Annotated in this window: 20 protein-coding genes and 1 riboswitch; of the genes, 10 read left to right on the forward strand and 10 right to left on the reverse strand. The window is 72.1% G+C overall.

The window, feature by feature from the left end; translation table 11 throughout:
• The first annotated feature begins 113 nt into the window (after positions 1 to 113).
• The 3 genes from ACZ7L4_RS04135 to ACZ7L4_RS04145 all read left to right on the forward strand — a co-directional run bounded on the left by ACZ7L4_RS04135 (position 114) and on the right by ACZ7L4_RS04145 (position 1,802).
• Positions 114 to 983: a phosphatidylinositol-specific phospholipase C/glycerophosphodiester phosphodiesterase family protein gene (locus ACZ7L4_RS04135; protein ID WP_472099498.1), complete on the forward strand. Its 870-nt coding sequence runs from the start codon at positions 114 to 116 to the stop codon at positions 981 to 983.
• 111 nt (positions 984 to 1,094) lie between these two features.
• On the forward strand, positions 1,095 to 1,289 hold the full coding sequence (locus tag ACZ7L4_RS04140) for a hypothetical protein (protein ID WP_425840184.1): 195 nt from the start codon (positions 1,095 to 1,097) through the stop codon (positions 1,287 to 1,289).
• Between the two features lie 105 nt (positions 1,290 to 1,394).
• Positions 1,395 to 1,802 carry a hypothetical protein gene (locus ACZ7L4_RS04145; RefSeq protein WP_472099500.1) on the forward strand — a complete coding sequence of 136 codons (408 nt, stop codon included), beginning with the start codon at positions 1,395 to 1,397 and terminating at the stop codon, positions 1,800 to 1,802.
• A gap of 81 nt (positions 1,803 to 1,883) precedes the next feature.
• On the opposite strand, the gene ACZ7L4_RS04150 is transcribed toward ACZ7L4_RS04145, so the two are convergent.
• Both ACZ7L4_RS04150 and ACZ7L4_RS04155 read right to left on the reverse strand, forming a co-directional pair.
• Positions 1,884 to 3,116, reverse strand: a complete 1,233-nt coding sequence (locus ACZ7L4_RS04150) for a phosphodiester glycosidase family protein (RefSeq protein ID WP_472099502.1) — start codon at positions 3,114 to 3,116, stop codon at positions 1,884 to 1,886.
• A 38-nt stretch (positions 3,117 to 3,154) separates the two neighbouring features.
• Positions 3,155 to 3,511 (reverse strand): DUF779 domain-containing protein, encoded by a 357-nt coding sequence (locus ACZ7L4_RS04155; RefSeq protein ID WP_472099504.1) that lies wholly within the window; start codon positions 3,509 to 3,511, stop codon positions 3,155 to 3,157.
• Between the two features lie 74 nt (positions 3,512 to 3,585).
• Here ACZ7L4_RS04155 and ACZ7L4_RS04160 point away from each other — a divergent pair, with 74 nt between their 5' ends.
• Complete coding sequence (locus ACZ7L4_RS04160) at positions 3,586 to 3,948, forward strand: hypothetical protein (RefSeq protein WP_399237669.1); 363 nt, start codon at positions 3,586 to 3,588, stop codon at positions 3,946 to 3,948.
• 71 nt (positions 3,949 to 4,019) lie between these two features.
• Here ACZ7L4_RS04160 and ACZ7L4_RS04165 read toward each other — a convergent pair whose 3' ends face one another.
• Positions 4,020 to 5,168, reverse strand: coding sequence for a hypothetical protein (locus ACZ7L4_RS04165; RefSeq protein ID WP_472099506.1), 1,149 nt, complete (start codon positions 5,166 to 5,168; stop codon positions 4,020 to 4,022).
• A 158-nt stretch (positions 5,169 to 5,326) separates the two neighbouring features.
• On the opposite strand from ACZ7L4_RS04165, the gene ACZ7L4_RS04170 reads away from it, so the two are divergent.
• Complete coding sequence (locus ACZ7L4_RS04170; RefSeq protein WP_472099508.1) at positions 5,327 to 5,947, forward strand: L-threonylcarbamoyladenylate synthase; 621 nt, start codon at positions 5,327 to 5,329, stop codon at positions 5,945 to 5,947.
• Position 5,948: 1 nt separating this feature from the next.
• Here ACZ7L4_RS04170 and ACZ7L4_RS04175 read toward each other — a convergent pair whose 3' ends face one another.
• The 4 genes from ACZ7L4_RS04175 to ACZ7L4_RS04190 form a co-directional block, all read right to left on the reverse strand.
• The gene (locus ACZ7L4_RS04175; protein WP_472099510.1) at positions 5,949 to 6,734 is read right to left on the reverse strand and encodes an ABC transporter ATP-binding protein; all 786 of its coding nucleotides are present in this window, start codon (positions 6,732 to 6,734) and stop codon (positions 5,949 to 5,951) included.
• Positions 6,731 to 7,744: a FecCD family ABC transporter permease gene (locus ACZ7L4_RS04180; protein WP_472100389.1), complete on the reverse strand. Its 1,014-nt coding sequence runs from the start codon at positions 7,742 to 7,744 to the stop codon at positions 6,731 to 6,733. Before ACZ7L4_RS04180 ends, ACZ7L4_RS04175 begins: the two co-directional genes overlap by 4 nt.
• A gap of 59 nt (positions 7,745 to 7,803) precedes the next feature.
• Entirely contained in the window at positions 7,804 to 8,859 is a 1,056-nt protein-coding gene (locus ACZ7L4_RS04185) for an ABC transporter substrate-binding protein (RefSeq protein ID WP_472099512.1), read from the reverse strand.
• A 36-nt stretch (positions 8,860 to 8,895) separates the two neighbouring features.
• Positions 8,896 to 9,085: riboswitch (cobalamin riboswitch) on the reverse strand.
• A gap of 24 nt (positions 9,086 to 9,109) precedes the next feature.
• Positions 9,110 to 9,787, reverse strand: coding sequence for a GntR family transcriptional regulator (locus ACZ7L4_RS04190; RefSeq protein ID WP_472099514.1), 678 nt, complete (start codon positions 9,785 to 9,787; stop codon positions 9,110 to 9,112).
• A gap of 201 nt (positions 9,788 to 9,988) precedes the next feature.
• Here ACZ7L4_RS04190 and ACZ7L4_RS04195 point away from each other — a divergent pair, with 201 nt between their 5' ends.
• The 5 genes from ACZ7L4_RS04195 (at position 9,989) to ACZ7L4_RS04215 (ending at position 15,852) form a co-directional block, all read left to right on the forward strand.
• Complete coding sequence (locus ACZ7L4_RS04195; protein ID WP_472099516.1) at positions 9,989 to 11,278, forward strand: CaiB/BaiF CoA transferase family protein; 1,290 nt, start codon at positions 9,989 to 9,991, stop codon at positions 11,276 to 11,278.
• 35 nt (positions 11,279 to 11,313) lie between these two features.
• Positions 11,314 to 12,105, forward strand: a complete 792-nt coding sequence (locus ACZ7L4_RS04200) for an enoyl-CoA hydratase/isomerase family protein (RefSeq protein ID WP_472099518.1) — start codon at positions 11,314 to 11,316, stop codon at positions 12,103 to 12,105.
• 105 nt (positions 12,106 to 12,210) lie between these two features.
• Positions 12,211 to 13,338, forward strand: coding sequence for an acyl-CoA dehydrogenase family protein (locus tag ACZ7L4_RS04205; protein ID WP_472099519.1), 1,128 nt, complete (start codon positions 12,211 to 12,213; stop codon positions 13,336 to 13,338).
• Positions 13,335 to 14,438, forward strand: a complete 1,104-nt coding sequence (locus ACZ7L4_RS04210) for an acyl-CoA dehydrogenase family protein (RefSeq protein ID WP_472099521.1) — start codon at positions 13,335 to 13,337, stop codon at positions 14,436 to 14,438. The genes ACZ7L4_RS04205 and ACZ7L4_RS04210 overlap by 4 nt, the downstream gene beginning before the upstream one ends.
• Positions 14,439 to 14,481: 43 nt before the next feature.
• Positions 14,482 to 15,852, forward strand: a complete 1,371-nt coding sequence (locus tag ACZ7L4_RS04215; protein WP_472099523.1) for an MFS transporter — start codon at positions 14,482 to 14,484, stop codon at positions 15,850 to 15,852.
• Here the strand turns inward: ACZ7L4_RS04215 and ACZ7L4_RS04220 are convergent.
• From ACZ7L4_RS04220 to ACZ7L4_RS04230, 3 genes are read right to left on the reverse strand one after another with little or no spacing between them, the layout of a single operon-like run.
• On the reverse strand, positions 15,836 to 18,022 hold the full coding sequence (locus ACZ7L4_RS04220; protein ID WP_472099525.1) for a PI-PLC domain-containing protein: 2,187 nt from the start codon (positions 18,020 to 18,022) through the stop codon (positions 15,836 to 15,838). The two genes, ACZ7L4_RS04215 and ACZ7L4_RS04220, sit on opposite strands and share 17 nt — an antisense overlap.
• Before the next feature lie 29 nt (positions 18,023 to 18,051).
• The gene (locus ACZ7L4_RS04225; protein WP_472099527.1) at positions 18,052 to 19,314 is read right to left on the reverse strand and encodes an arginine deiminase; all 1,263 of its coding nucleotides are present in this window, start codon (positions 19,312 to 19,314) and stop codon (positions 18,052 to 18,054) included.
• 42 nt (positions 19,315 to 19,356) lie between these two features.
• Positions 19,357 to 20,808, reverse strand: a complete 1,452-nt coding sequence (locus ACZ7L4_RS04230; RefSeq protein ID WP_472099528.1) for a basic amino acid/polyamine antiporter — start codon at positions 20,806 to 20,808, stop codon at positions 19,357 to 19,359.
• Positions 20,809 to 20,963 lie beyond the last annotated feature (155 nt).

The following is a 20,963-nucleotide window of genomic DNA, read 5'->3' on the forward strand; positions in this document are numbered from 1 at the left end:
TCGCGGTGAACCAGGAGTGCCAGTCACGCCAACTCCCGTCCCACCTCTGCCGGTTGCCGACCCGCGCCCCGCATACTCGCCGTGTCCCACCGGCCCACCAACGGGAGGCACGCATGGCCCCGACCACCCGCCGCAGAGCCCTCGGCACCCTCGCCGCCGCACTGGCCGTCGGTGTCACCACACCCGGACTGGCCCAGGCCGCCGGGCCCAAGCGCGGCCCCGCGCCCCTGCGGCGCGCGCACGCCCACAACGACTACGAGCACCCGAGGCCCCTGTTCGACGCGCTCGGCCAGCGGTTCAACAGCGTCGAGGCCGACATCTACCTCGTGAACGGCGACCTTCTCGTGGCCCACGACCCCGTCGACCTCGACCCCACCCGCACCCTGTCCTCCCTCTACCTCGACCCGCTCGCGGCCCGCGTGAAGGCCAACCACGGATCCGTGTACCGAGGTTGGCGCACCCCGCTGCAGCTCCTCGTCGACATCAAGACCGACGGCGCGGCGACGTACCAGGAACTCGACCGCCAATTGCGCCGCTACGGCCGCCTCTTCACCACGTACGACCGAGGGCGCGTGCACACCGGGGCCGTCACCGTCGTCGTCTCCGGGGACCGGGCCGCGCGCCCGCCGATGGAGGCGCAGACCAGGCGCAGCGCCTTCTACGACGGCCGGCTCACCGACCTCGGCACCGCGGCGCCCGCCTCGTTCGTCCCGCTCATCAGCGACAACTGGGCCAACAACTTCACGTGGCTGGGCAGCGGCCCCATGCCCGCCGCCGAGCGCGACAAGCTGCGCGGGATCGTCGGCGCCGCGCACCAGCGCGGCCAGCGCGTCCGCTTCTGGGCGACCCCCGACGTCGCCGGGCCCGAACGGGACGCCGTCTGGGCCGAATTGATCGCCGCCGACGTCGACCACCTCAACACCGACGACCTCGCGGGCCTCCGCGCCTTCCTGGAGGCCCACGACAGGAGTTCCGGCCGGTGACCCCGGGTTAACACCCGTTCGGGGGACAGGTCATGCCCCGGTCGGCGCCCTCCGCTGCGTCACACTTGCGGCCGATAGCCACGGTGTTGACGTGGCGGAGGAGGTTCGGCGATGTCTCTGTCCATTTCCGTCGTGCTGTTGCTGCTCATCGTCGCGGTGATCTTCCTGCGCAACGGCGCCATGAAGTTCTCGCACGCGCTGGTGTGCGTTCTGCTGGGCTTCCTGCTCGCGGGCACCGACGCGGCCCCGACCATCCACGACGGCATCACGTCCACGGCGGGGCTGGTCAGCAGCCTCAGCCCCTGAGGCAACCCGCTCAGCACGCCGCGGAATTGACGACCCTGGACAGCGAGCGAACCGCTTTGAGACGGTGATCCGGCACGTAAATGTGTTCGTATCACGGGGAGAAGTATGTTCAAGCTCGATCCGCGCAGGGCCACCGGAGTCGCGGTACTGACCGCCGCGCTCTCCATGTGCCTCGCGCAGACCGTCAGCGCGGCGCCGGCGGCCTCGGGGTGGTCCGACCTCGGGACCAAGGGCGTCTACTACCAGAGCCACTACCGCACCAAGACGGTGAACTCCGGCGGTGGTTCCTTCAAGGCGTGCATCACCACCTCCAACAGTCACAAGGAGACCTACTACCTCTACGAGGAGGACGCGCAGGTCTACGACCCGAAGCTGGTCAAGTCGGTGACCGGTGCGGGCTGCTGGACGTTCAGCAACCTCGACGACTACGTCGACGGGGGCAACGACCGGGCCGAGTTCTACATCGCCTCGGACAACGACTCCGAGATGCTGCGCGTCCACTATTACGACTGACCGGACACCGTGGTGTCGTGAGTCAGCGGTCGCCCGGACGAGCCTGAGCGGTTCGTCCGGGCGACCGGCGTTCCAGCAGCGCTACTTCGCGGCCGAGAACACCCCGATCCCGTTCGCGACCGCCCGCTCCGGCGGGTCGCTGGGGTGGTTGCGGACCGACACCGACGGCGCGCCGGGTGCGCGTGCCACGAGGGTCGACGAGCCGCCGCCGTCCAGGCTGAACGCGTCGGCCGAGCCCAACGACCGCATCGTGGCGGCCACTTCGGCCATCGACATGCCGGTCCGGTAGGCCGGGGCGCCGTCCAGCGCCATCAGGATCAGCTTGCGGCCACCGTCCCCGATGCCCGCCGCCGTGCGCACCGCCGACGTCGTCGCGTCCAGGCCCGGCAGCGGCGCGCCGTCGCGCAGCACCGGATAGCCGCCCACCGCGAAGCGGTACGGGATGTGGGAGCGCGCGGCGACGAGCCGGTGGTGGACCGAGACCGGGTCGCCCGGCGACAGCTTGCGCAGCCACTGCGCCCCGGCCTCCCTGCCGACCAGGACTGTGGAGCCGGCCGCGATGGAGCCGCTGCCGGGTGTGTCGGCCGCGGACACGACACGCCCGCGCCGCACGGTCACCTCGTACGTGTCCGTGCTGCACGGAGCCGCCCGCTGGGTGTCGGTGCCGCAGGTTGCCCGCACCCGCGACACGCTGCCCCAGTCGGACGTGAACGCGCCCACCGAGCCGACCGGCAGGGCGTACTGGTTGAGCCCGCCCAGCGGCAGCCGCTCGTCCGGGGTGCGGATCGAGCCGTCGAGGTCCAGGGTGTCGAGGCGGGCCCGCCGGTCGACCCCGACGCCGAGGACGTCCCGGGTGGAGGTGCCCGGCGGCAGGGCGGGGCCGAAGCGCTGCCCGTTCGGCACGGCCGCCTTGAGGGTGTGCCCGCGCGCGATGGCCGGGCCCACGGAGGCGCCGGTGACCTCGACGCCCGGGTGCTGGCTCTCCGTGATGTTGAAGAAGTCCCCGTTGACCCCGCCGACGGCGCCGGCCGCGTCGGACATCGAGGAGACGGTGGCGCGGGCCGCGACCGCGCCGGGGTGCAGGAGGTCGACCCGTACGCGCGGGTCGGTCAGATCGACGGTGAGGACATGGGCGTGCGCGATGCCCTTGGCGGCGGGGACGTCGAACTCCCTGTACGTGACGCCGGGGGCGACCCGCTCGCCCGAAGTGGCGCCGGCCGGCGCCGCACCCGACAGTGCGGCACCGGCCAGCATCGACGCGACCCCGAGGGCCGCAAGGACTCTTCTGCCTCTCTTGCCAACTCTCGTCTGCATGCGGGGAGTTCAGCAGACGTGGGGTCGCGCGTCGATGGCTACGTGCCGACAAGTCGGGAACGGATGAGGAAACGTACGCCTTCGGGCGCTTCCAGCGAGAAGCCGCTGCCGCGGCCCTCCACGACGTCGACGATGAGGCGGGTGTGGCTCCACACCTCGTACTGGCTCTTGGACATCCAGAACGACACCGGCTCCGCCACCCCCTCCACCGCGAGATCGGCGAGCAGCACGTCGGAGGCGCCCGTGCGGAACTCGCCCGCCAGGTAGCACATCGGCGCACTGCCGTCGCAGCAGCCGCCGGACTGGTGGAACATCAGCGGACCGTGGGCCTCGCGCAGCCGCCGCACCAGCTCGGCGGCCGCGTCCGTCAGCTCCACGCGGGGTACGTCGGCCATGCAGGACAGTCAAAGGGGCGGGACGTTGCGACCACGTTGCACGCGCGACGCGGGCCCCGGCATAAGCTCCGCACATGGAACAGAGGGAGATCATTCTGCGGGCCATCGGCGTGCTCACCGAGACGCACGAAATGGTGCGCAGGCTCAGCGACGGCGAGGCACTCGACACCGACCTGACGCAACTGGGGCGGCTCGTGTCGGAGGTGTTCCCGACCATCGAGATCCCGTCGGGGGCGAGCGCGGAGGAGGCGGCCGAACTGACCATCGCCGCGCTGATGCCGGCGAGCGTGTCGCTCGTGGAGGCGTTCGCGTTCCTCTTCACGCAGCTCGCCAAGGTCCACGACGAGGGCCGCATGGACGTCAACTCCAGCGAGCTGCTGCAGGAGATCGCGCTGCGGATGTCCGATCCGGGTGCCCAGGAGGCGGAGGAGGAGTGAACGGGTCCGGGCGCCCGCTCGTGCCGCGCGGGCGCCCGGACCGACCGTTCCTGGACCATTGGGGCCGGCGCCTATTTGTGCGGGCCCCGGAACCGTCCGAACGCCTTGCCGAGCGTCCCGAACGGTGAGGCGTCCTTGCCGTCCGGGTCCGCCGGCGCGTGCGACGGGCTCTCCGCGCGCGGCGCCTCGGCGAGCGCGGCCCGTGCCGCTTCGGCCGCCTCCCGGTAGCTGTCCCGGGAGCGGGTCATCGCCTCGAGCGCCTCGGCGTACTTCGTGACCATGTCCTGCGCGTGCGTCAGCTCCTCGTCGGGCGTGAGCAGATGCCACCCGTCGCGCAGGCGCGTGATCGCCGCCTCGGCCTCGTCCGTCAGGGGGCGCGGGAACGCGGTGAACTCCCGGATCCGGTCGAGCAGTTCCGTCGGCTCGCTGCCGTCGAGGAAGACGCTGCGCACGGTGAAACGGTCCGCCACATAGTCCGGGTGCGGCGGCGTGGTCGGCAGCACGACGGCGCCGCCGCGCGGCATCCCCGCCTTGAAGTCCTTGCGCAGCCCGAAGTCCACGATCTGCGCCTGCTCGGGCGTCGCCCGGTGCTCGATGACGCGGTGCTGCAGGCTCGGCGGCAGGAACCGCGTGAGGGAGCGCTGCCCCTTGGCGTCCGGTGTCATCGCCTCGTGGACGACGACATGCACGTACCAGCTGGAGCGCGAACAGTCCTTGAGGAGGCGGCGCAGCGCGTCGTCGTCCTTGGGGAGGTGGTTCGGCGCCCGCAGACGCAGCCCCGCCACCGTGTCGTGGTCCCACGGCACCCGCTCGCTGTCCGGCCAGAACATCGGCGCGGGCGACGGCCAGGACAGCTGCCAGGGCCGCTCCGCCTCCGCGGCGAGGATCCAGGCGACGCCCTCGGAGCCCTTGGCGCGGGCGTCCGGGTCGTACGTCGTGAGCTGGCCGCGCACGGTGACGTTGTCGGCGACGCGCCAGCGCGCCTCGAACACCCGGCGGGCGCCGGGGCCTGGACCGGCCTCCGGCTCGCGCGGATGCAGCACCGTGGAGCGCGCCGCGTCCTCGGGATCGAGGTCGAGGAAGTCGTCGAGCACACCCGCCGCCTTGAGGGCGATCAGGTTGCGCCGGACGTCGCGCTCGGGCTCGGGCCCGAGGTGGCGTCCGCGTCCGAGCCACACGGTGTCGGGGACGGGTGTCGGGGTTGAGTTCTTCTTCGCCATGGAGTCGTTCTGTGAGTGATCGGGGCGCGACCAGTATGGGTCCGAGGGCGCGCCGTGGCCAGGGCAGGGTGGGCCGGTGTCGGGATTGTCGCGCGTGTGTGCCCGATTCGCCCTCCGTGTACCCCGGCGTGGCGCGTCCGATCCCGTACGCTCGCCGAATGGCCAGGTACTTCGACGTGCACCCAGCAAACCCGCAAGCGCGCCTGATCTCCGCGATCGCCGACGGCATCCGCGACAGCGCGCTCGTCGCCTACCCCACGGACTCCTGCTACGCGCTCGGCTGCCGCCTCGGCAACCGGGCGGGGGTCGACCGGATCCGCTCGATCCGGCAGCTCGACGACCGGCACCACTTCACGCTGGTCTGCCAGGACTTCGCCCAGCTGGGCAAGTTCGTCCAGATCGACAACGACGTGTTCCGCGCCATCAAGGCGGCCACGCCCGGCAGTTACACCTTCATCCTGCCCGCGACCCGCGAGGTGCCGCGCCAGCTCCAGCACCCCAAGAAGAAGACCGTCGGTGTGCGCATCCCCGACCACGTGGTGACGCAGGCCCTGCTCGCCGAGCTCGGCGAGCCGCTGCTGTCCAGCACGCTGCTGCTGCCCGGCGAGGAGGAGCCGCTCACCCAGGGCTGGGAGATCAAGGAGCTGCTCGACCACCAGGTGGACGCCGTGGTGGACTCCGGCGACTGCGGCACGGTGCCCACCACGGTCATCGACTTCTCCGGCGGCGAGGCCGAGATCGTCCGGCGCGGGGCCGGGGACGCCGAGCGCTTCGAGTGACTCAGCGCGTCGTCGTCGTGCCCAGATAGCGGATGTGCGGGCGGGCGCCGGGGCGGGTGACCTCGGCGCGCACCCCGTACACGTCGGCGATCAGCTCCTCGGTCAGGACCTCGCCCGGCTCCCCGGCCGCCATCACCCGGCCCTCGCGCAGCACGACGACCCGCGCGCAGTACGTGGCGGCGAGGTTCAGGTCGTGCAGGGCGACGACGGACGTGATGCCCAGCGTGCCGATCAGGTCGAGGAGTTCGAGCTGGTGCTGGATGTCGAGGTGGTTCGTCGGCTCGTCGAGCAGCAGCTCGCGCGGCTCCTGCGCCAGCGCCCGCGCGATCTGGACGCGCTGGCGCTCGCCGCCGGACAGGGTGTGCCACAGCCGGTGCGCCCGGTCGGCCAGCCCGCTGCGCTCCAGGGCCTCGCGCACGGCCGCCTCGTCGGCCGCCGACGCGGGCTGCCAGGCGCGGCGGTGCGGAACCCGGCCCAGGCGCACGACGTCGGCGACGGTCAACTCGACCTGGGCGTCGGCCTGTTGCTGCACCATGGCGATGCGCCGCGCGGCCTGTCTGCGGCCCACCGAGGCGAGCGGGTCGCCGTCGAGCGTGACGAGGCCCGCGGACGGGGCCAGCACCCCGGCGAGCAGGCGCAGCAGCGTCGACTTGCCCGAGCCGTTGGGGCCCAGCACACCGGTGACGGTGCCGGGCTCCGGCGTCACGGACACCCCGTCGAGCACCAGCGCCCCGCCCGGCGACCACGACACACGCTCCGCGCGCAGCCCCTTCGGGGAAAGGCTCATCGCACACCTCGCTGCCGGTAGAGCACCAGCACGAACGCCGGCACGCCGATCAGCGATGTCACCACGCCCACCGGAACCTCCTGGGGTTCGAGCACCGTCCGCGCCACCGTGTCCACCCACACCAGGAACACCGCTCCCGCGAGCGCCGTCACCGGCAGCAGCCGGGTGTGCCCGGGACCCACCAGGGCGCGCGCCGCGTGCGGAAGGACCAGGCCGACGAAGCCGATCGCCCCCGCCGCACTCACCAGGGCCGCCGTGAGCAGCGCCGTCACGCACAGCAGCACGATCCGGGTGCGGCCCACCCGGACGCCGAGGGTGGCCGCCGCCTCCGCCCCGAAGGCGAACGCGTCGAGCGTGCGCCCGTACGCCAGACACACCACGAGTGCCACGGCGAGCACGGCCAGGCACAGCCACACCTCGGTCCAGCCGACGCCGCTGAGCGAGCCGAGCAGCCAGAACAGCACGCCGCGCGTCGTCTCCGCGTCGGCGGAGGTCAGCACGACGAACGAGGTCAGCGCCGAGAACAGCTGCATCGCCGCGACCCCGCACAGCACCACCCGGTCCGTGCTGCCGCCCAGCGTGTGGCTGAGCACCAGCACCAGGGCGAACGAACAGACGGCGCCGGCGAACGCGCCGCCGGACACCGATACGGCGCCCCCGCCGAGGCCGAGGACGACGACGAGCACGGCCCCGGTCGACGCGCCCGACGAGACACCGAGCACGAACGGATCGGCCAGCGGATTGCGCAGCAGCGCCTGCAGCACCGTGCCGCACACCGCGAGGCCGGCCCCGCACACCGCCGCGAGCAGCGTCCGCGGCAGCCGAAGGTTCCATACGATGCCGTCCCGGATCGGCGAGAGGTCCGAGGTCGCCAGGCCGATCCGGTCACCGACCGCCGCCCACACGTCGCCGACCCGGATCTGCGCGGGACCGATCGTGATCGCGAAGGCGACCGAGGCGCACAGCGCGGCGACGGCGGCCGCCCAGGCGAGCGCGGCGCGCAGGGTGATCCGGGGCGGGGTGTGCGGAGGCGCCGCCGTCGCCGGGGGAGCGGCAAGCGTGCGAGCCGTCACCGGGCGAGCCCGAAGTCGCGCAGCCCCGCGGCCACCCGCTCCACGCCGTCGACGGTCCGGATCGTCGGGTTCATGGCCTGCCCGCTCAGGCGCACGTACCGCTTCTTCTTCACGGCGGTCATGTGCTTGGTGACCGGGTTGGACTCCAGGAACTTGATCTTCTGCGCGGCCGACTCCGCCGACTGCGAGCGGCGGGTCAGATCGCCGATGACCAGGACGTCCGGATCGCGGTCCGCGACCGTCTCCCAGTTGACCTGCGGCCACTCCGCACGCGTGTCGTCGAAGACATTGCGCGCCCCGAGCTCCTTGGTGACGACGCCGGGCGCACCGCAACAGCCGGCCATATAGGGCGAGTCGGAGTTGGCGAACCAGTACAGGACGTCGACGCCGTGCGCGTCGACGCCCGAAGTGGCGTTGCGGACACGGGACTTCAGCGTGTCGATCAGCTTCTCGCCGCGCTCCTCCACGTCGAAGACGCGCGCCAGATCGCGGATCTCGCCGTACACGACGTCGAGCCCCAGGGGCTTGGTGCGCACGCCGTCCCCGTCGCCGCCGTTGTCCTTGCCCGCGCAGTCGCTGGGGGAGAGGTACGTGGGCACGCCGAGCTTCTCGAACTCCGCGCGCGGCGCCACGCCGCCCTTGCCGAGGGTGTACGTGAACGAGGCCGCGGCGAAGTCCGGTTCGGTGCCGAGGACCTTCTCGAACGACGGGTAGCGGTCGGCCAGGCGCGGCACCTTCGCGTTGGCCTTCGCCAGGTTCTTCAGCACCGGGTCGGTCCAGGTGCCGGTGCCGACCATCCGGTCCTCCAGGCCGAGCGACAGCATGATCTCGGCGGAGCCCTGGTCGAGGGCGACGGCGCGGCGCGGGGTGTGCTCGACCCGCACCTTCTTGCCGCAGTTGTCGAGCGTGACACCGCCGCCACCGGCGGCGTCGTCCTCGGTGGCGGCGGTCGTGCCGCACCCGGTGAGCAGCAGGGTCAGCGCCAACAGCGGGGCGCATCGGCGGAGTTGACGTGCGAACAGCACGGAAGATCCTTCGCGTCCAGGGCTCATACGCGGAGCCGGCCTACGGTCCGCCCCCACGCCACGCGGCACTGGAGGCCGCCAGCAGGTCTTCGGACTCGGGGTCGTCCGCGCGAAGCGCCTTCCCGGACCGATGTGCCGGCCCAGTGGCAGTGGCTCCGCCCGTCACCCTCACCGCTGCGCGTCAGTTCCGGGTTCGCACCGGATTCCCTGACCCGTGTGCGTAGAAAAACACACAAAGGTACGACTGGCTCGGCGAAACTATCACGCCGGGTGTCCGCTACGCGGAGGGCGGTGTGAAGACCGCCTCCAGCTGGGGACGGGTGCCGTCCCGGTGGTGGTCCATGAGCGAGACGAGGCGTTCGTGGTCCCGGACGCGCAGCGCCTCGACCATCTCGGCGTGCTCGTCGACGATCCGCTTCTGCGACAGCGGGTCGTGCAGGAGGTAGGCCCGGTAGCCGTCGCTGAGCTGCCAGACGCGGCGCAGTTCGGCGACGACCAGATCCAGGCCCGACGCGGTGAACATGCGGAAGTGGAAGTCGGAGTTGAGGCGCGCCATGGCGGTGAGGTCGCCGCGCGCCGAGGCCTCCGCTATCCGATCGTTCACGGTGCGCAGCCCCTCCAGGGCGGAGGCCGAGAAGGGCGGCAGCCTGCGCAGCACCTCCGCCTCCAGGACCCGCCGCATCAGATAGGTCTGCTCGAACTCGGCGGCGGTCAGCACCTTCACCCGGTACCCGACATTGCGGACGTGATCGAGGACGCCCTCGCTGGCCAGCACCCGCAGCGCCTCGCGGACCGGCGCCCGGCTGACGCCGAGGCGCGCGGCCAGTGCCTCCTGCCGCACCGGGCTGCCCGGCGTCAGATCGCGCGCGAACAGCATCGCCCGCAGCTCCTCCACCACCTGGGCCACCGCGCCGGACACCGCCTCAAGGCGCTCCGCCCCCGTCTGAGCCGTCACTGGTGCCTGCCTTCCCGTCGAGGGTTGTCGACTCTAACTCCCCTGACAGCGCAGGGGCATTGACATCATGCCGGGCCGTGCGTCAGATTGCATCCAATCTTGCTCGGGTGGAAGTCCGGTTAGCCGGGAACACCCGAAATGAAACCCGCTGATGGCTCCAATGGGTGCCATCAGCGGCCGATTTCGGAGGAGGATTCGGCGATGACGCCGAAGGCACCGGCAGAATCGGTAGACAATCCGAAGCCCGAGGGGCTTCCCGCGGACCGGCCGCTCGACGGCGTCCGCGTCGTCGACATCACCTCGACCCTGATGGGTCCGTACTGCACCCTGCTGCTCGCCCAGTGGGGCGCGGACGTCGTCAAGATCGAGCCGCCCGCGGGCGACGTCGTCCGCTACATCGGCGACACCCGGGGCAACGGCATGGGCCCCGCCTTCCTCAACACCAATCGCGGTAAGCGCAGCGTCGCCCTCGACCTCAAGGCCCCCGGCGCGGCGCCCGTCCTCGCCGCCCTGGTCGACTCGGCCGACGTCCTCGTGCACAACCTGCGCCCCGCCGCGGCCCGCCGGCTCGGGCTCACGGCCGAGACCGCCCTGGAGCGCAACCCGCGCCTCGTGCACTGCGCGTTCCGCGGGTTCGCCGCCGGCGGCCCCGACTCCGACCGGCCCGCCTACGACGACGTCATCCAGGCCGCCGGGGGAGTCGCCGCACTCCAGGGCGGCGACGGCGGCGCCGAGTACGTACGGCAGGCGGCGGCCGACAAGACCGTCGGCATCTACGGGGCCGCGGCGGTCCTCGCCGCGCTGCACGGCCGCCAGGCCACCGGGCGGGGCCGCGCCGTCGAGGTGCCGATGCTGGAGACGATGGCCTCGTTCACCCTGCTCGAACAGCAGGGCGGCCGCGTCTTCGACCCGCCCACGGGCCCGACCGGCTACGCCCGCACCAGCTCCCCGCACCGCCGCCCGTGCCGCACCAAGGACGGCCACCTCGCCGTCATGATCTACACCGACGCCCAGTGGCGCGCCTTCTTCGCCGCGATCGGCCGCCCCGCGCTCGCCGACGACCCGCGCTTTCGCACCATCACCGAGCGCACCGAGCACATCGACACCCTCTACTCGATGGTCAACGCCGAACTGCTGCTGCGCACCACGGCCGAGTGGCAGGCCGAGTTCGACGCCCGCGACATCCCCGCGACCCGCGTGAACACCCTCGACGACCTCTTCACCGACCCGCACCTGAGCGCCACCGGATTCTTCGAGCGCACCGAACACCCCACCGAGGGACCCCTGTTGCTCGGCCGGCCCCCGGTGAAGATGACCGACCCCGACACGGGCGCTGCCCCGCGCGAGGACGAGGGCCCGCTGCGCCCCGCCCCGCATCTCGGCGAACACACCCGCGAGGTCCTGGCCGAACTGGGCCTGCCGGGCGCGGATGCCACCGCCCTCTTCGACACCGGCGTGGCGCGCGAGCCGAGCCCCGCGACCGCCGCCTGAGCACACAGCACACCGACGGAACGGAAGGAACCACCATGTCCGCGGCCGAAGACCTCCTCTACTCCACCCGCGACCACATCGCCACCATCACCCTCAACCGCCCGCACCGGAAGAACGCCTTCACCCTCCCCATGGCCGACGCCTGGGCCGAGGCCCTGCGCCGCGCCGACGCCGACCCGGACGTCCGCGTCATCGTCGTCACCGGCGCGGGCGACGCCTTCTGCTCCGGCGTCGACCTCGCCGACTTCAAGGGCGAACAGCGCACCCCGATCCAGGAGAAGCGGCTGCTCACCGAGCGGGTGCACCAGGTCGCCCGGGCCCTCGAGGACCTCGACAAGCCGGTCATCGCCGCCGTCGCCGGGCCCGCCGTCGGCGCGGGCATGGACATGGCCCTGCTGTGCGACCTGCGCTTCGCGGGCCGCTCCGCCCGCTTCTGCGAGGGCTACATCAAGGTCGGCCTGGTCCCCGGCGACGGCGGCTGCTGGCTGCTGCCCCGCGTCGTCGGCCAGGCGGCCGCGCTGCGCCTGCTGTGGACCGGCGACTTCGTGGACGCCGCCGAGGCCGAGCGGCTCGGCATCGTAGAAGACGTCTTCGACGACGCGGACCTTCTCGACGAGGTGTACGCCTTCGCCGCCCGCCTCGTCGCCAGGCCGCCCGCCGCGCTCGCGATGATCAAGCGCGCCGTCCGGCAGGGCGCCAACCACGACCTGCGCACCGCGCTCGACCTGATCTCCTCCCACATGGCCGTGGTGACGTCGATGGACGACTCCCGTGAGGCCTACGACGCGTTCCGCGAGAAGCGCGACGGCACGTACACGGGTTCCTGACCGTTCAAGCCCCGCCGGCGATCGAGGCCCGGGGTCCGGGGCGGAGCCCCGAGACCGATCGCCGGGTGACCGCGCCGCCCCCTCGACTTCAGGAGACACCACCGCATGTCCCCGACCGACACACGCACCGACCCCCGGTCCGCCGCCCGCTCCCTGGCCGCCGAGTGGCGGACGGCCGCCCGCTACACCCCTCGCAGCGACGCCTGGCTGCGCTCCTTCGACCGCGACTTCAGCCGCGAACTGGCCGCCCGCGGCATGACCGCCATGACCTGGCCCGTCGAGTACGGCGGCCACGCCCTGCACAACGTCGACCGGCTCGCGGTCACCGAGGAACTGCTGCGGGCGGGCGCCCCCGTCGCCGCGCACTGGATCGGGGACCGGCAGATCGGGCCCGCGATCCTGCGGCACGGCAGCCCCGCGCTCAAGGAGGAGATCCTGCCGCGGATCGCCGCCACCGACGCCGTCTTCTGCCTCGGCATGAGCGAGCCCGAGGCCGGCTCCGACCTGGCCTCCGTCCGCACCTCCGCGCGCCGTGTCGCGGGCGGCTGGCGGCTCAGCGGTCACAAGATCTGGACCAGCCACGCCCACCACGCCACCCACGCCTACGTACTGGCCCGCACCACCCCGCGCGAGGACGTCGAGCGCAAGCACCAGGGGCTGAGCGAGTTCGTCGTCGACATGGACGCCGACGGGGTCAGCACGGGCGCCATCCCCGACCTGGCGGGCGAACACCACTTCAACGAGGTCCGGTTCGAGGACGTGTTCGTCCCCGAAGGCCGCCTCATCGGCATCGAGGGGGAGGGCTGGCGCCAGGTCGTCGGCCAGCTCTCCTTCGAACGCGGCGGCGCCGAACGCGTCCTGTCCAGCTACCCCGTCCTCGTCGCCCTGCTCGCCGAGGCCGCCCGGACCGGACACGGCACCCCGGACACCCTCGTCGCGTCCATCGGCTCCCTCACCGCGCGGCTCACCGTCCTGCGCCGCCTGTGCTGGGACGTCGCCTCCGCCATGGACCGCGGGGAGAGCACGGTCCGCGCGGCCGCCGCCCTGAAGTACTTGGGCAACGCCTTCGAGAACGACGTCGTCGAGGCGTTCCGCGAGGCCTCCGGAGGCCTGCCGCCCACCGCCGACAGCGACTTCGGCCAGGCGCTGCTCGCGGCCCCGGCGTTCGGCCTGCGCGGCGGCGCCTCCGACGTCCTGCTGTCCCTGATCGCCCGCGAGGAGACCCGCGCATGACCACGCCCACCAAACCCCGACGCCGCGAGCCCACCCTCACCAGCGAGTACGCCGACGAACTCCGCGAGGTCGTGCGGGGACTCGCGGCGGACGCGGAGGCCGACGGCGGCGAGGCGGACGGCCCCGCACTGTGGGAGCGCCTCGCCGACCTCGGCATGACGCGCCTGGACGTCCCCGAATCGGCGGGCGGCTCGGGCGGCTCCTTCGACGATCTGCTCGCCCTGGCCCACGCACTCGCCCGGCACGCCGTCACCACCCCGGTCGCCGAGTCCGCCACCGCCGACTGGTGCCTGGCCTCCGGCGCCACCCTCCCCACCGGGACGGCCACCCTCGCCCTCCTCCCCGAAGGCGTCACGGGGCCGGACGCGGACGGCACGCTCACGACCCAACTGGCGGCGGTTCCTTGGGCGTCCGGGGCGCACACGCTGCTCCTGGTCCCCGCGGACGGGGCGGAGGCGGGCCCGTGGACCGTCGACCTCGCGGGCCCGGGCGTCACCTGCCACCCCTCATGGCCCGCCCTGTGCACCACCCCGTACGCGGCCGTCGGCCTCGACTCCGTACCGGTCACCGCGCTGCCGCCCGGCGCGCCGTCCTCCGCACACCTCCGAGCCCGCCTCGCCCTGCTCCGCTCGGCGGCCCTGCTCGGCGCGGCCGAGGGTGCCTACGAACTGACCGCAGCGCACGTGACCGAGCGCGAGCAGTTCGGCGCGCCGCTCCTGAAGATCCCGGCCGTCGCCGCGCACCTCGCGACCATGCGCGTGCACCTCCTCCAGGCCGAGGCCGCCCTGCACCACGCACGCGACACGTACCGCGCGACCGGGAGCGTCGACGAGGACGCCGCCCGGCTGACCGCGGCGGCCGCCACCGTACGGATCACCGCCGCGACCACCGCCACCGAAGTGGCCCGCACCGCCCACCAGTTGCACGGCGCGCTCGGCATCACCGCCGAGTACCCCCTGCACCGGTACACGCGCCGCCTGTGGGCCTGGCGCGACACCCCCACCCCGCAGCACACCGAGGCCGCCGCGCTCGGCCGCCTCGCCGTCGCGGTGGGCGAGTCCGGCCTCTGGGACGTCCTCACCGCCCCCATGCCGCGCTGACCTCCCCCGTCCCCGCTCCCCACTTCCCCAGAGAGGCTCGACGATGAGTCGTCCGGTCAACCCAAGAGCGGTATCCAGCACGGCCGCGCAGAAGCGCACCTACGTCCGGAACATCCTGGTCGGCTCGATCGGCAACATGATCGAGTGGTTCGACTGGTTCGTCTACGCCACCTTCGCCGTCTACTTCTCCGGACAGTTCTTCCCGGCGGACGACCCCACCGCCTCCCTGCTGAACTCCGCGGCGGTCTTCGCCGTCGGCTTCCTAGCCCGGCCGGTCGGCGGCTGGCTGCTGGGCAGGCTCGCGGACCGCAAGGGCCGCAAGACCGGCCTCACCGTCACCGTCGGCCTGATGTCGGCGAGCGCCCTGATGATCGCGCTCGCCCCCGACCACGCGACCGCCGGCTACACCGGTGCCGTCGTCCTCGTCGTGGCCCGCCTGCTGCAAGGACTCAGCGTCGGCGGCGAGTACGCGGCCAGCGCCTCCTACCTGACCGAGGTCTCGGCCGGACACCGGCGCGGCCTCGGCGGCAGCTTCCAGTACGTGTCCGTGACACTGGGCCAGCTGGCGGGACTGGTGATCCTCATCGTCCTTCAGACCCTGCTCAGCGAGGACCAACTGACCCAGTGGGGCTGGCGGATCCCCTTCGTGATCGGCGCGCTCGGGGCCGTCGCCGTCTTCTATCTGCGCCGCGGCATGCACGAGACCGAGGCGTACGTGAAGGCCGAGGCCTCCGACATACAGGAGCGGCGCGGAACCCTGCGCGAGGTGTGGCGCCAACGCCGCGCGGCCGTCCTGGTGTTCGCCCTCACGCTCGGCGGCTCCGTCGCCTACTACACGTACACCACCTACCTCAACAGCTATCTGGTCAACAGCGTCGGCCTGCCCAAGGAGCAGGCGTCGTGGGTGAGTTTCGCGGCGCTCTGCGTCTTCCTGGTGCTGCTGCCGCTGGGCGGATACATCTCCGACCGGGTCGGCCGCCGCCCCGTGCTGATCTTCTTCGGCATCGGCACGACGCTCGGCACCTATCCGATCCTCAGCGGCATGAAGGCGTGGCCGACCTGGGGCGCCGCCCTCGCGCTGTCGATCCTGGCGCTGACGATCGTCGCCGGCTACTCGTCGGTCAACGCGGTGGTGAAGGCGGAACTGTTCACCACCGAGGTACGCACCGTGGGCGTCGCCGTCCCCTACAACCTCGCCCAGGCCCTCTTCGGCGGCACCGCCTCCTACGTCGCCCTGGCCTTCGCCGACGGCGGCCACGAGAACTGGTTCTTCCTCTACGTCTCCGGCTGCGCCCTGATCTCGCTGATCACGTACGCGCTGATGCCGGAGACCTCGAAGACGTCGCTCGTCGAGGAGCCGGGGCGGGAGCCGGTGCCCGGGTCGGTGTCGGAGCGGGTCAGCGACGCTCGTTGAGCGCGTCCACCGCCCCCTGCGCGTCCCCGATCGTCGCGTAGTCGACCGCGATGAAGTTGACCGGTCTGCCGCGCTCGCGTTCGCAGCGGTGCGCGCGGTCCAGGACGTAGCGGCGGGCGTTGACCTCGCCCGCGTCGATGCGGCTGCCGCCGTTGTTGGTGATGAAGTGGTTGAGCAGGAACAGCCGTTTGCCGTCGCCGCCGCGGTGCGGGACGCAGCTCATCTGGTCGGGGGAGCGGAAGGCGAACGGCGTCTCCATGCCGTACCGGTAGAAGTTGCGGTACCAGGAGCCCGCGTCGTCCGCCTGCTCGGCGAAGACCACCAGGCGCCGGCCGCTGTCGATCATCTCGCCGAGCGTCGGCCACGGCTTCGCCGGGTCGGCGGCCGGCCGGTGCACCAGCTTGTCCAACCCGGCCTGCCGGAAGGCCTTTTGGGTGTCCTCGGCGGAGATCGCGTCCTGCACGATCAGCGTGATCACTTCGTTGGGGTGGTCCTTCATCCAGTCGCCGAGCTCGCGCAGCGTCGGCACCAGCGGGATCGCCCCCGCCCTGCACACGGAATGGCACAGCCACAGCCCCTTGCGCGGCGGGTTGACCCGGTTGACCGCGGACCGCACCAGCGCCTGCTGCTCGGCGGTGAACTCGGAGCCGTCCAGACGCTCGGTGATCTCCTCGGGCGTCTCCCAGCGGTAGGTGTCCAGCTGCAGGGCGCGCGCCCCGTGGTCCAGCTGCGTGCTGATGTGCGGGTCCTGGAGCGGCCCGATGAAGTGGTCGGCGGTCGTCGACATCGCGTTGTGCATGGTCAGATACGCGACCTCGTCGTAGCGGCGGTCGCACAGCTCGGTGCTGCCCTGGCACTCGCGGGCCGCGGCCGGGGAGGCGGCCAGCGGCATCAGGACCATCCCCGCGACCGCCACGCACGCGGAGCCGAACCCCAGGCCGACCGCCCGCCGCGGCGACCCGAGTCGCTCCCGCGCCATCCGCGGGGCCCGTCCCGCGAGCCCGGTCCGCATGAGCAGGCCGACACCGGCGAGCAGCGCCCCCGCGAGCACGGGGACCAGTGCGGCCCACAGCGCGGTGCCGGTGAGGTGGCCCACGGCGGCGCGCTGCACGTCGTCGACGAGGCGAGCGAGGCTCGGCGGCCACGAGTCGGGAGGCGCCACGAGCCGCCCGTCGGTGACCAGCCGCGTCACCCAGGCGGCCAGCGCGGTGAGCGCGCCGCCTGCCGCGAGCGGAATCCCGAGCAGGATCAGCCGCCGCCCCGGCTGCGCAGGACCGAGCAGCCACAGCGCGGCCAGGGACAGCAACAGCAGTACCGCCGCGACGACTTCGAGCACCCCGAGGCCCACCGCCGTGTACGGACGCGCCTCGTGCAGCCCCGACAGATCGTTGCCGGACGCCTTGAGGGTGTCGGTCAGGTCCCAGGTGCCGCCGTCGACCAGCGCCCGGAGCTGCGTCGCCGCGCCCTGCACGCGGTCCGTGACGGTGGCCGGGGCGACGGCCGCGAGCGCGGTGCCGACGTCGCCGTCCGCGAGCGCCGTCTCGATCTCCGGGCGCAGCTCCGCGCGCTCCTTCGCCGGTACGAGGGCGAGCAGCGCGTCGGCGACGCGGTCCGCCTGGTCCGGTGTCAGCGGCAGCTGCGGCAGGTTCTCGGGCGCGCGCCCGGCGGCGAGTTCGCGGGCCTCGTCGGCGAGCGTCTCCCGGAACCGGTCGAAGTCGGGCTCGGAGCGGTTCTGGACGCCCGCGACGAGATCGCCGAAGTAGGTGTGCGCGAGGTCGCCGAGGCCCGCGATGACCGGGCGCAGATCGACGACGAGGCGCAGGTCGTCACGGTCGCCGTTGAGATAGCCGACCACCGCGTCGATCTGCTGCCGCGTCAGGTCCCGCAGCGTGTCCGGCGGCAGGACCAGCTTGAGGTTGGAGGTGATCTGGGCCTCCGGCACCGCGAGGCCCGCCAGGAGGTCGCGGGTGACCGGGGAGGCCTTCGGGTCGACCAGGACCTCGTTGTAGAGCCGGTCGTAGGCGTGCTGCTCGTCGAGGACGGCGGCGTGGAAGCCGGGGTCGAGCAGCGTGCCGCGGACGGTGGCCGTGACGCACACGGTCAGCGTGGCGAGCGCGGCCACGACGAGGGCCACCGCGCGGAGCAGCGGATGGAGCGCGACCTTCTCCATGCCTTGACGGTACCGGTCCCGGGGCCGCCTCAATAGTCGAGCGGGTCCCTGCTGATGGGGCAGGTCATGCAGTGGCCGCCGCCGCGCCCCCGGCCGAGTTCGGCGCCGACGATCGTGATGACCTCGACGCCCGCCTTGCGCAGCAGCGTGTTCGTCTGGGTGTTGCGGTCGTACGTGAAGACCACGCCGGGCTCCAGGGCGACCGCGTTGTTCCCGCTGTCCCACTGCTGGCGCTCGGAGGCGTACACGTCGCCGCCCGTCTCGATGACCTGGAGGTCGCCGATGCCGAGGGCCTTCGCGACGACGTCGGTGAACGCGGCCGAGCCCTCGTCGGTGATCTCAAGGCCGGGCGCCTTGTCGCTCGGGCGCAGCGAGAACGTGTGCACCGCGTCCATGATCTTCGGGTAGAGCGTCACGATGTCGCGGTCGGCGAAGGTGAAGACGGTGTCCAGGTGCATCGCGGAGCGCAGCTTCGGCATCCCGGCGACGATGACGCGCTCGGCGGCGCCGTTCTCGAACAGGGAGGCCGCGACCTGCGTGATGGCCTGCCGTGAGGTGCGCTCGCTCATGCCCATCAGGACGACGCCCTTGCCGACGGGCATGATGTCGCCGCCCTCGAAGCTCGCCTGCCCCCAGTCCTGTTCGGGATCGCCCCACCACACGGTCGAGCCCGCGAAGTCGGGGTGGAACTCGTAGACCGCCTTCATCAGCAGCGTCTCGTCGTGCCGCGCGGGCCAGTACAGCGGATTGAGGGTGAGGCCGCCGTACAGCCAGCACGTGGTGTCGCGCGTATAGAGGGTGTTGGGCAGCGGCGGCATCAGGTACTCGCGCACGCCCGCGGTCTCCCGGGCCAGGGAGACGTACGGGGAGCGGTAGTCGTCGGGCAGGTCCGTGGTGGCGAGACCGCCGATGAGGTACTCGGCGAGCTGGCGGTGGTCGAGGCCCTCCAGGAACGCGCGGGTGTCGTCGATCAGGCCGAGCCCCACCTGGTTTGCGACGATCTTCCGGTCAAGGAGCCAGGACCTGGCCCCGGGGACCGCCATCGTCTCCGCGAGCAGCTCGTGCAGCTCGACGACCTCGACGCCCCGGCCGCGCAGCTTGTTGACGAAGTCGGCGTGGTCGCGCTGGGCGTTCTCCACCCACATCACGTCGTCGAACAGCAGGTCGTCCGCGTTGGTCGGGGTCAGCCTGCGGTGCGCGAGCCCCGGCGCGCAGACGAGTACCTTGCGCAGCCGGCCCACCTCGGAGTGGACGCCGTAGGGGACGGGAGCGGAGCTGTCGGGGTCGGTCACGGGGTGCCTCCCGGGGCGGGGGTGCGGGGGTGGGACGGGCGGTCACAGGCTGATCCAGCCGGCGGCCAGGGCGACGATGCCGAGCACCGCGCCGATGACGGAGACGGCGAGGATGACGAACTCGCGCGGCGAGAACAGGCGGCGGCCCTGCTCGCGGCGGGCCATCACGAACAGGACGGTGGCCGGGGCGTAGAAGATCAGCGAGACGAGGACGAACTTCAGCCCCGCCGCGTACAGCAGGAACGCCGTGTAGATCACGGCCACCCAGGCGATGGTCAGTTCACGGTTCGAGGCGCGGCCGCCGGTGGTGAGCGGATCGGGGCGCATGCCGATCTTCGCGGCGAACCCGGCCGCCAGCAGATACGGGATCAGGGACAACGCGCTGGTCAGATCCAGCGCGAAGTTGAAGGCGTCGTCGGAGAAGGCGGTGATCACGAGCACGACCTGGGTCAGGATCGTGGTCATGAGCAGGGCGGGCACCGGCACGTCCGCGGGGTTGGCGCGGCGCAGGAAGCGCGGCATGTCGTCGTCCTTCGCGGCGACGAACAGCACCTCCGCGGCCATCAGCGTCCACGCCAGATAGGCGCCGAGCACCGACACGATCAGGCCGACGCTGATGAAGACCTTGCCCCAGGTGCCGACCGCGTCCTCCAGGACCCCGGCCATGGACGGCTGGCGCAGTTCGGCGATCTCGCTCATCGGCATGATCCCGTAGGAGACGATCACGACCGAGGCGAAGATGGCGAAGACGCTGAGGAAGCCGAGGACCGTGGCCTTGCCGACGTCCTCACGGCGCTTGGCGTGCCGCGAGTAGACGCTGGCGCCCTCGACGCCGAGGAAGACGAAGACGGTGGCCAGCATCGTGCCCTTGACCTGGCTGAACAGGGAGCCCGCGTAGTCGGCGCCGCCCCAGTTCTCGGCGAACACGCTCGGGTCGAAGAAGACGAGCGCCAGGATCACGAAGATGACGATCGGCACGACCTTGGCGATCGTGACGATCTTGTTGATGGCCGCGGCCTCCTTCACGCCGCGACGGATCATCAGGAAGAACGCCCACAGGCCGACCGAGGACAGGACGATGGCGAGCGCGGTGTCGCCCTCGCCGAGGCTCGACCAGATGGTGCCGACCGTCGACATGATCAGTACCCAGTACGTCACGTTGCCGACGCAGGAGCTGGCCCAGTAGCCGAAGGCGGAGAAGAATCCCACGTACTCGCCGAAGCCCGCTTTGGCGTAGGCGTAGACGCCCGCGTCCAGGTCGGGTCTGCGCACGGCGAGGGACTGGAAGACGAAGGCGAGCATGAGCATGCCCGTACCGGCGATCGCCCAGGAGATGAGTGCTCCGGCCACCCCGGTCTGCTCGGCGAAGCGCGCCGGGAGCGAGAACACTCCGGCGCCGACCATGGAGCCGATGACCATGGTGGTGAGGGTGAACAGGGCCAGTTTGGCGGGCGGTGGGGAGGTCTGGGACTCCGAAGAGCCTTGCTGCTCCATCACGTCCCCTTCGGTTGTGGTGCGGGGGAGCTGGGGCGCTCGGAGAACAGTTTTCTACGCATACGTTGATGGCTGCACCTTTTCGGCGCCTCAAGGCGCAATGGGCTGAATGGGCCGCCCATTCCAAATGGCCGTTTGTGCGACTTGTGGGCAGC

It is taken from the genome of Streptomyces sp. NPDC107575, assembly GCF_055657265.1.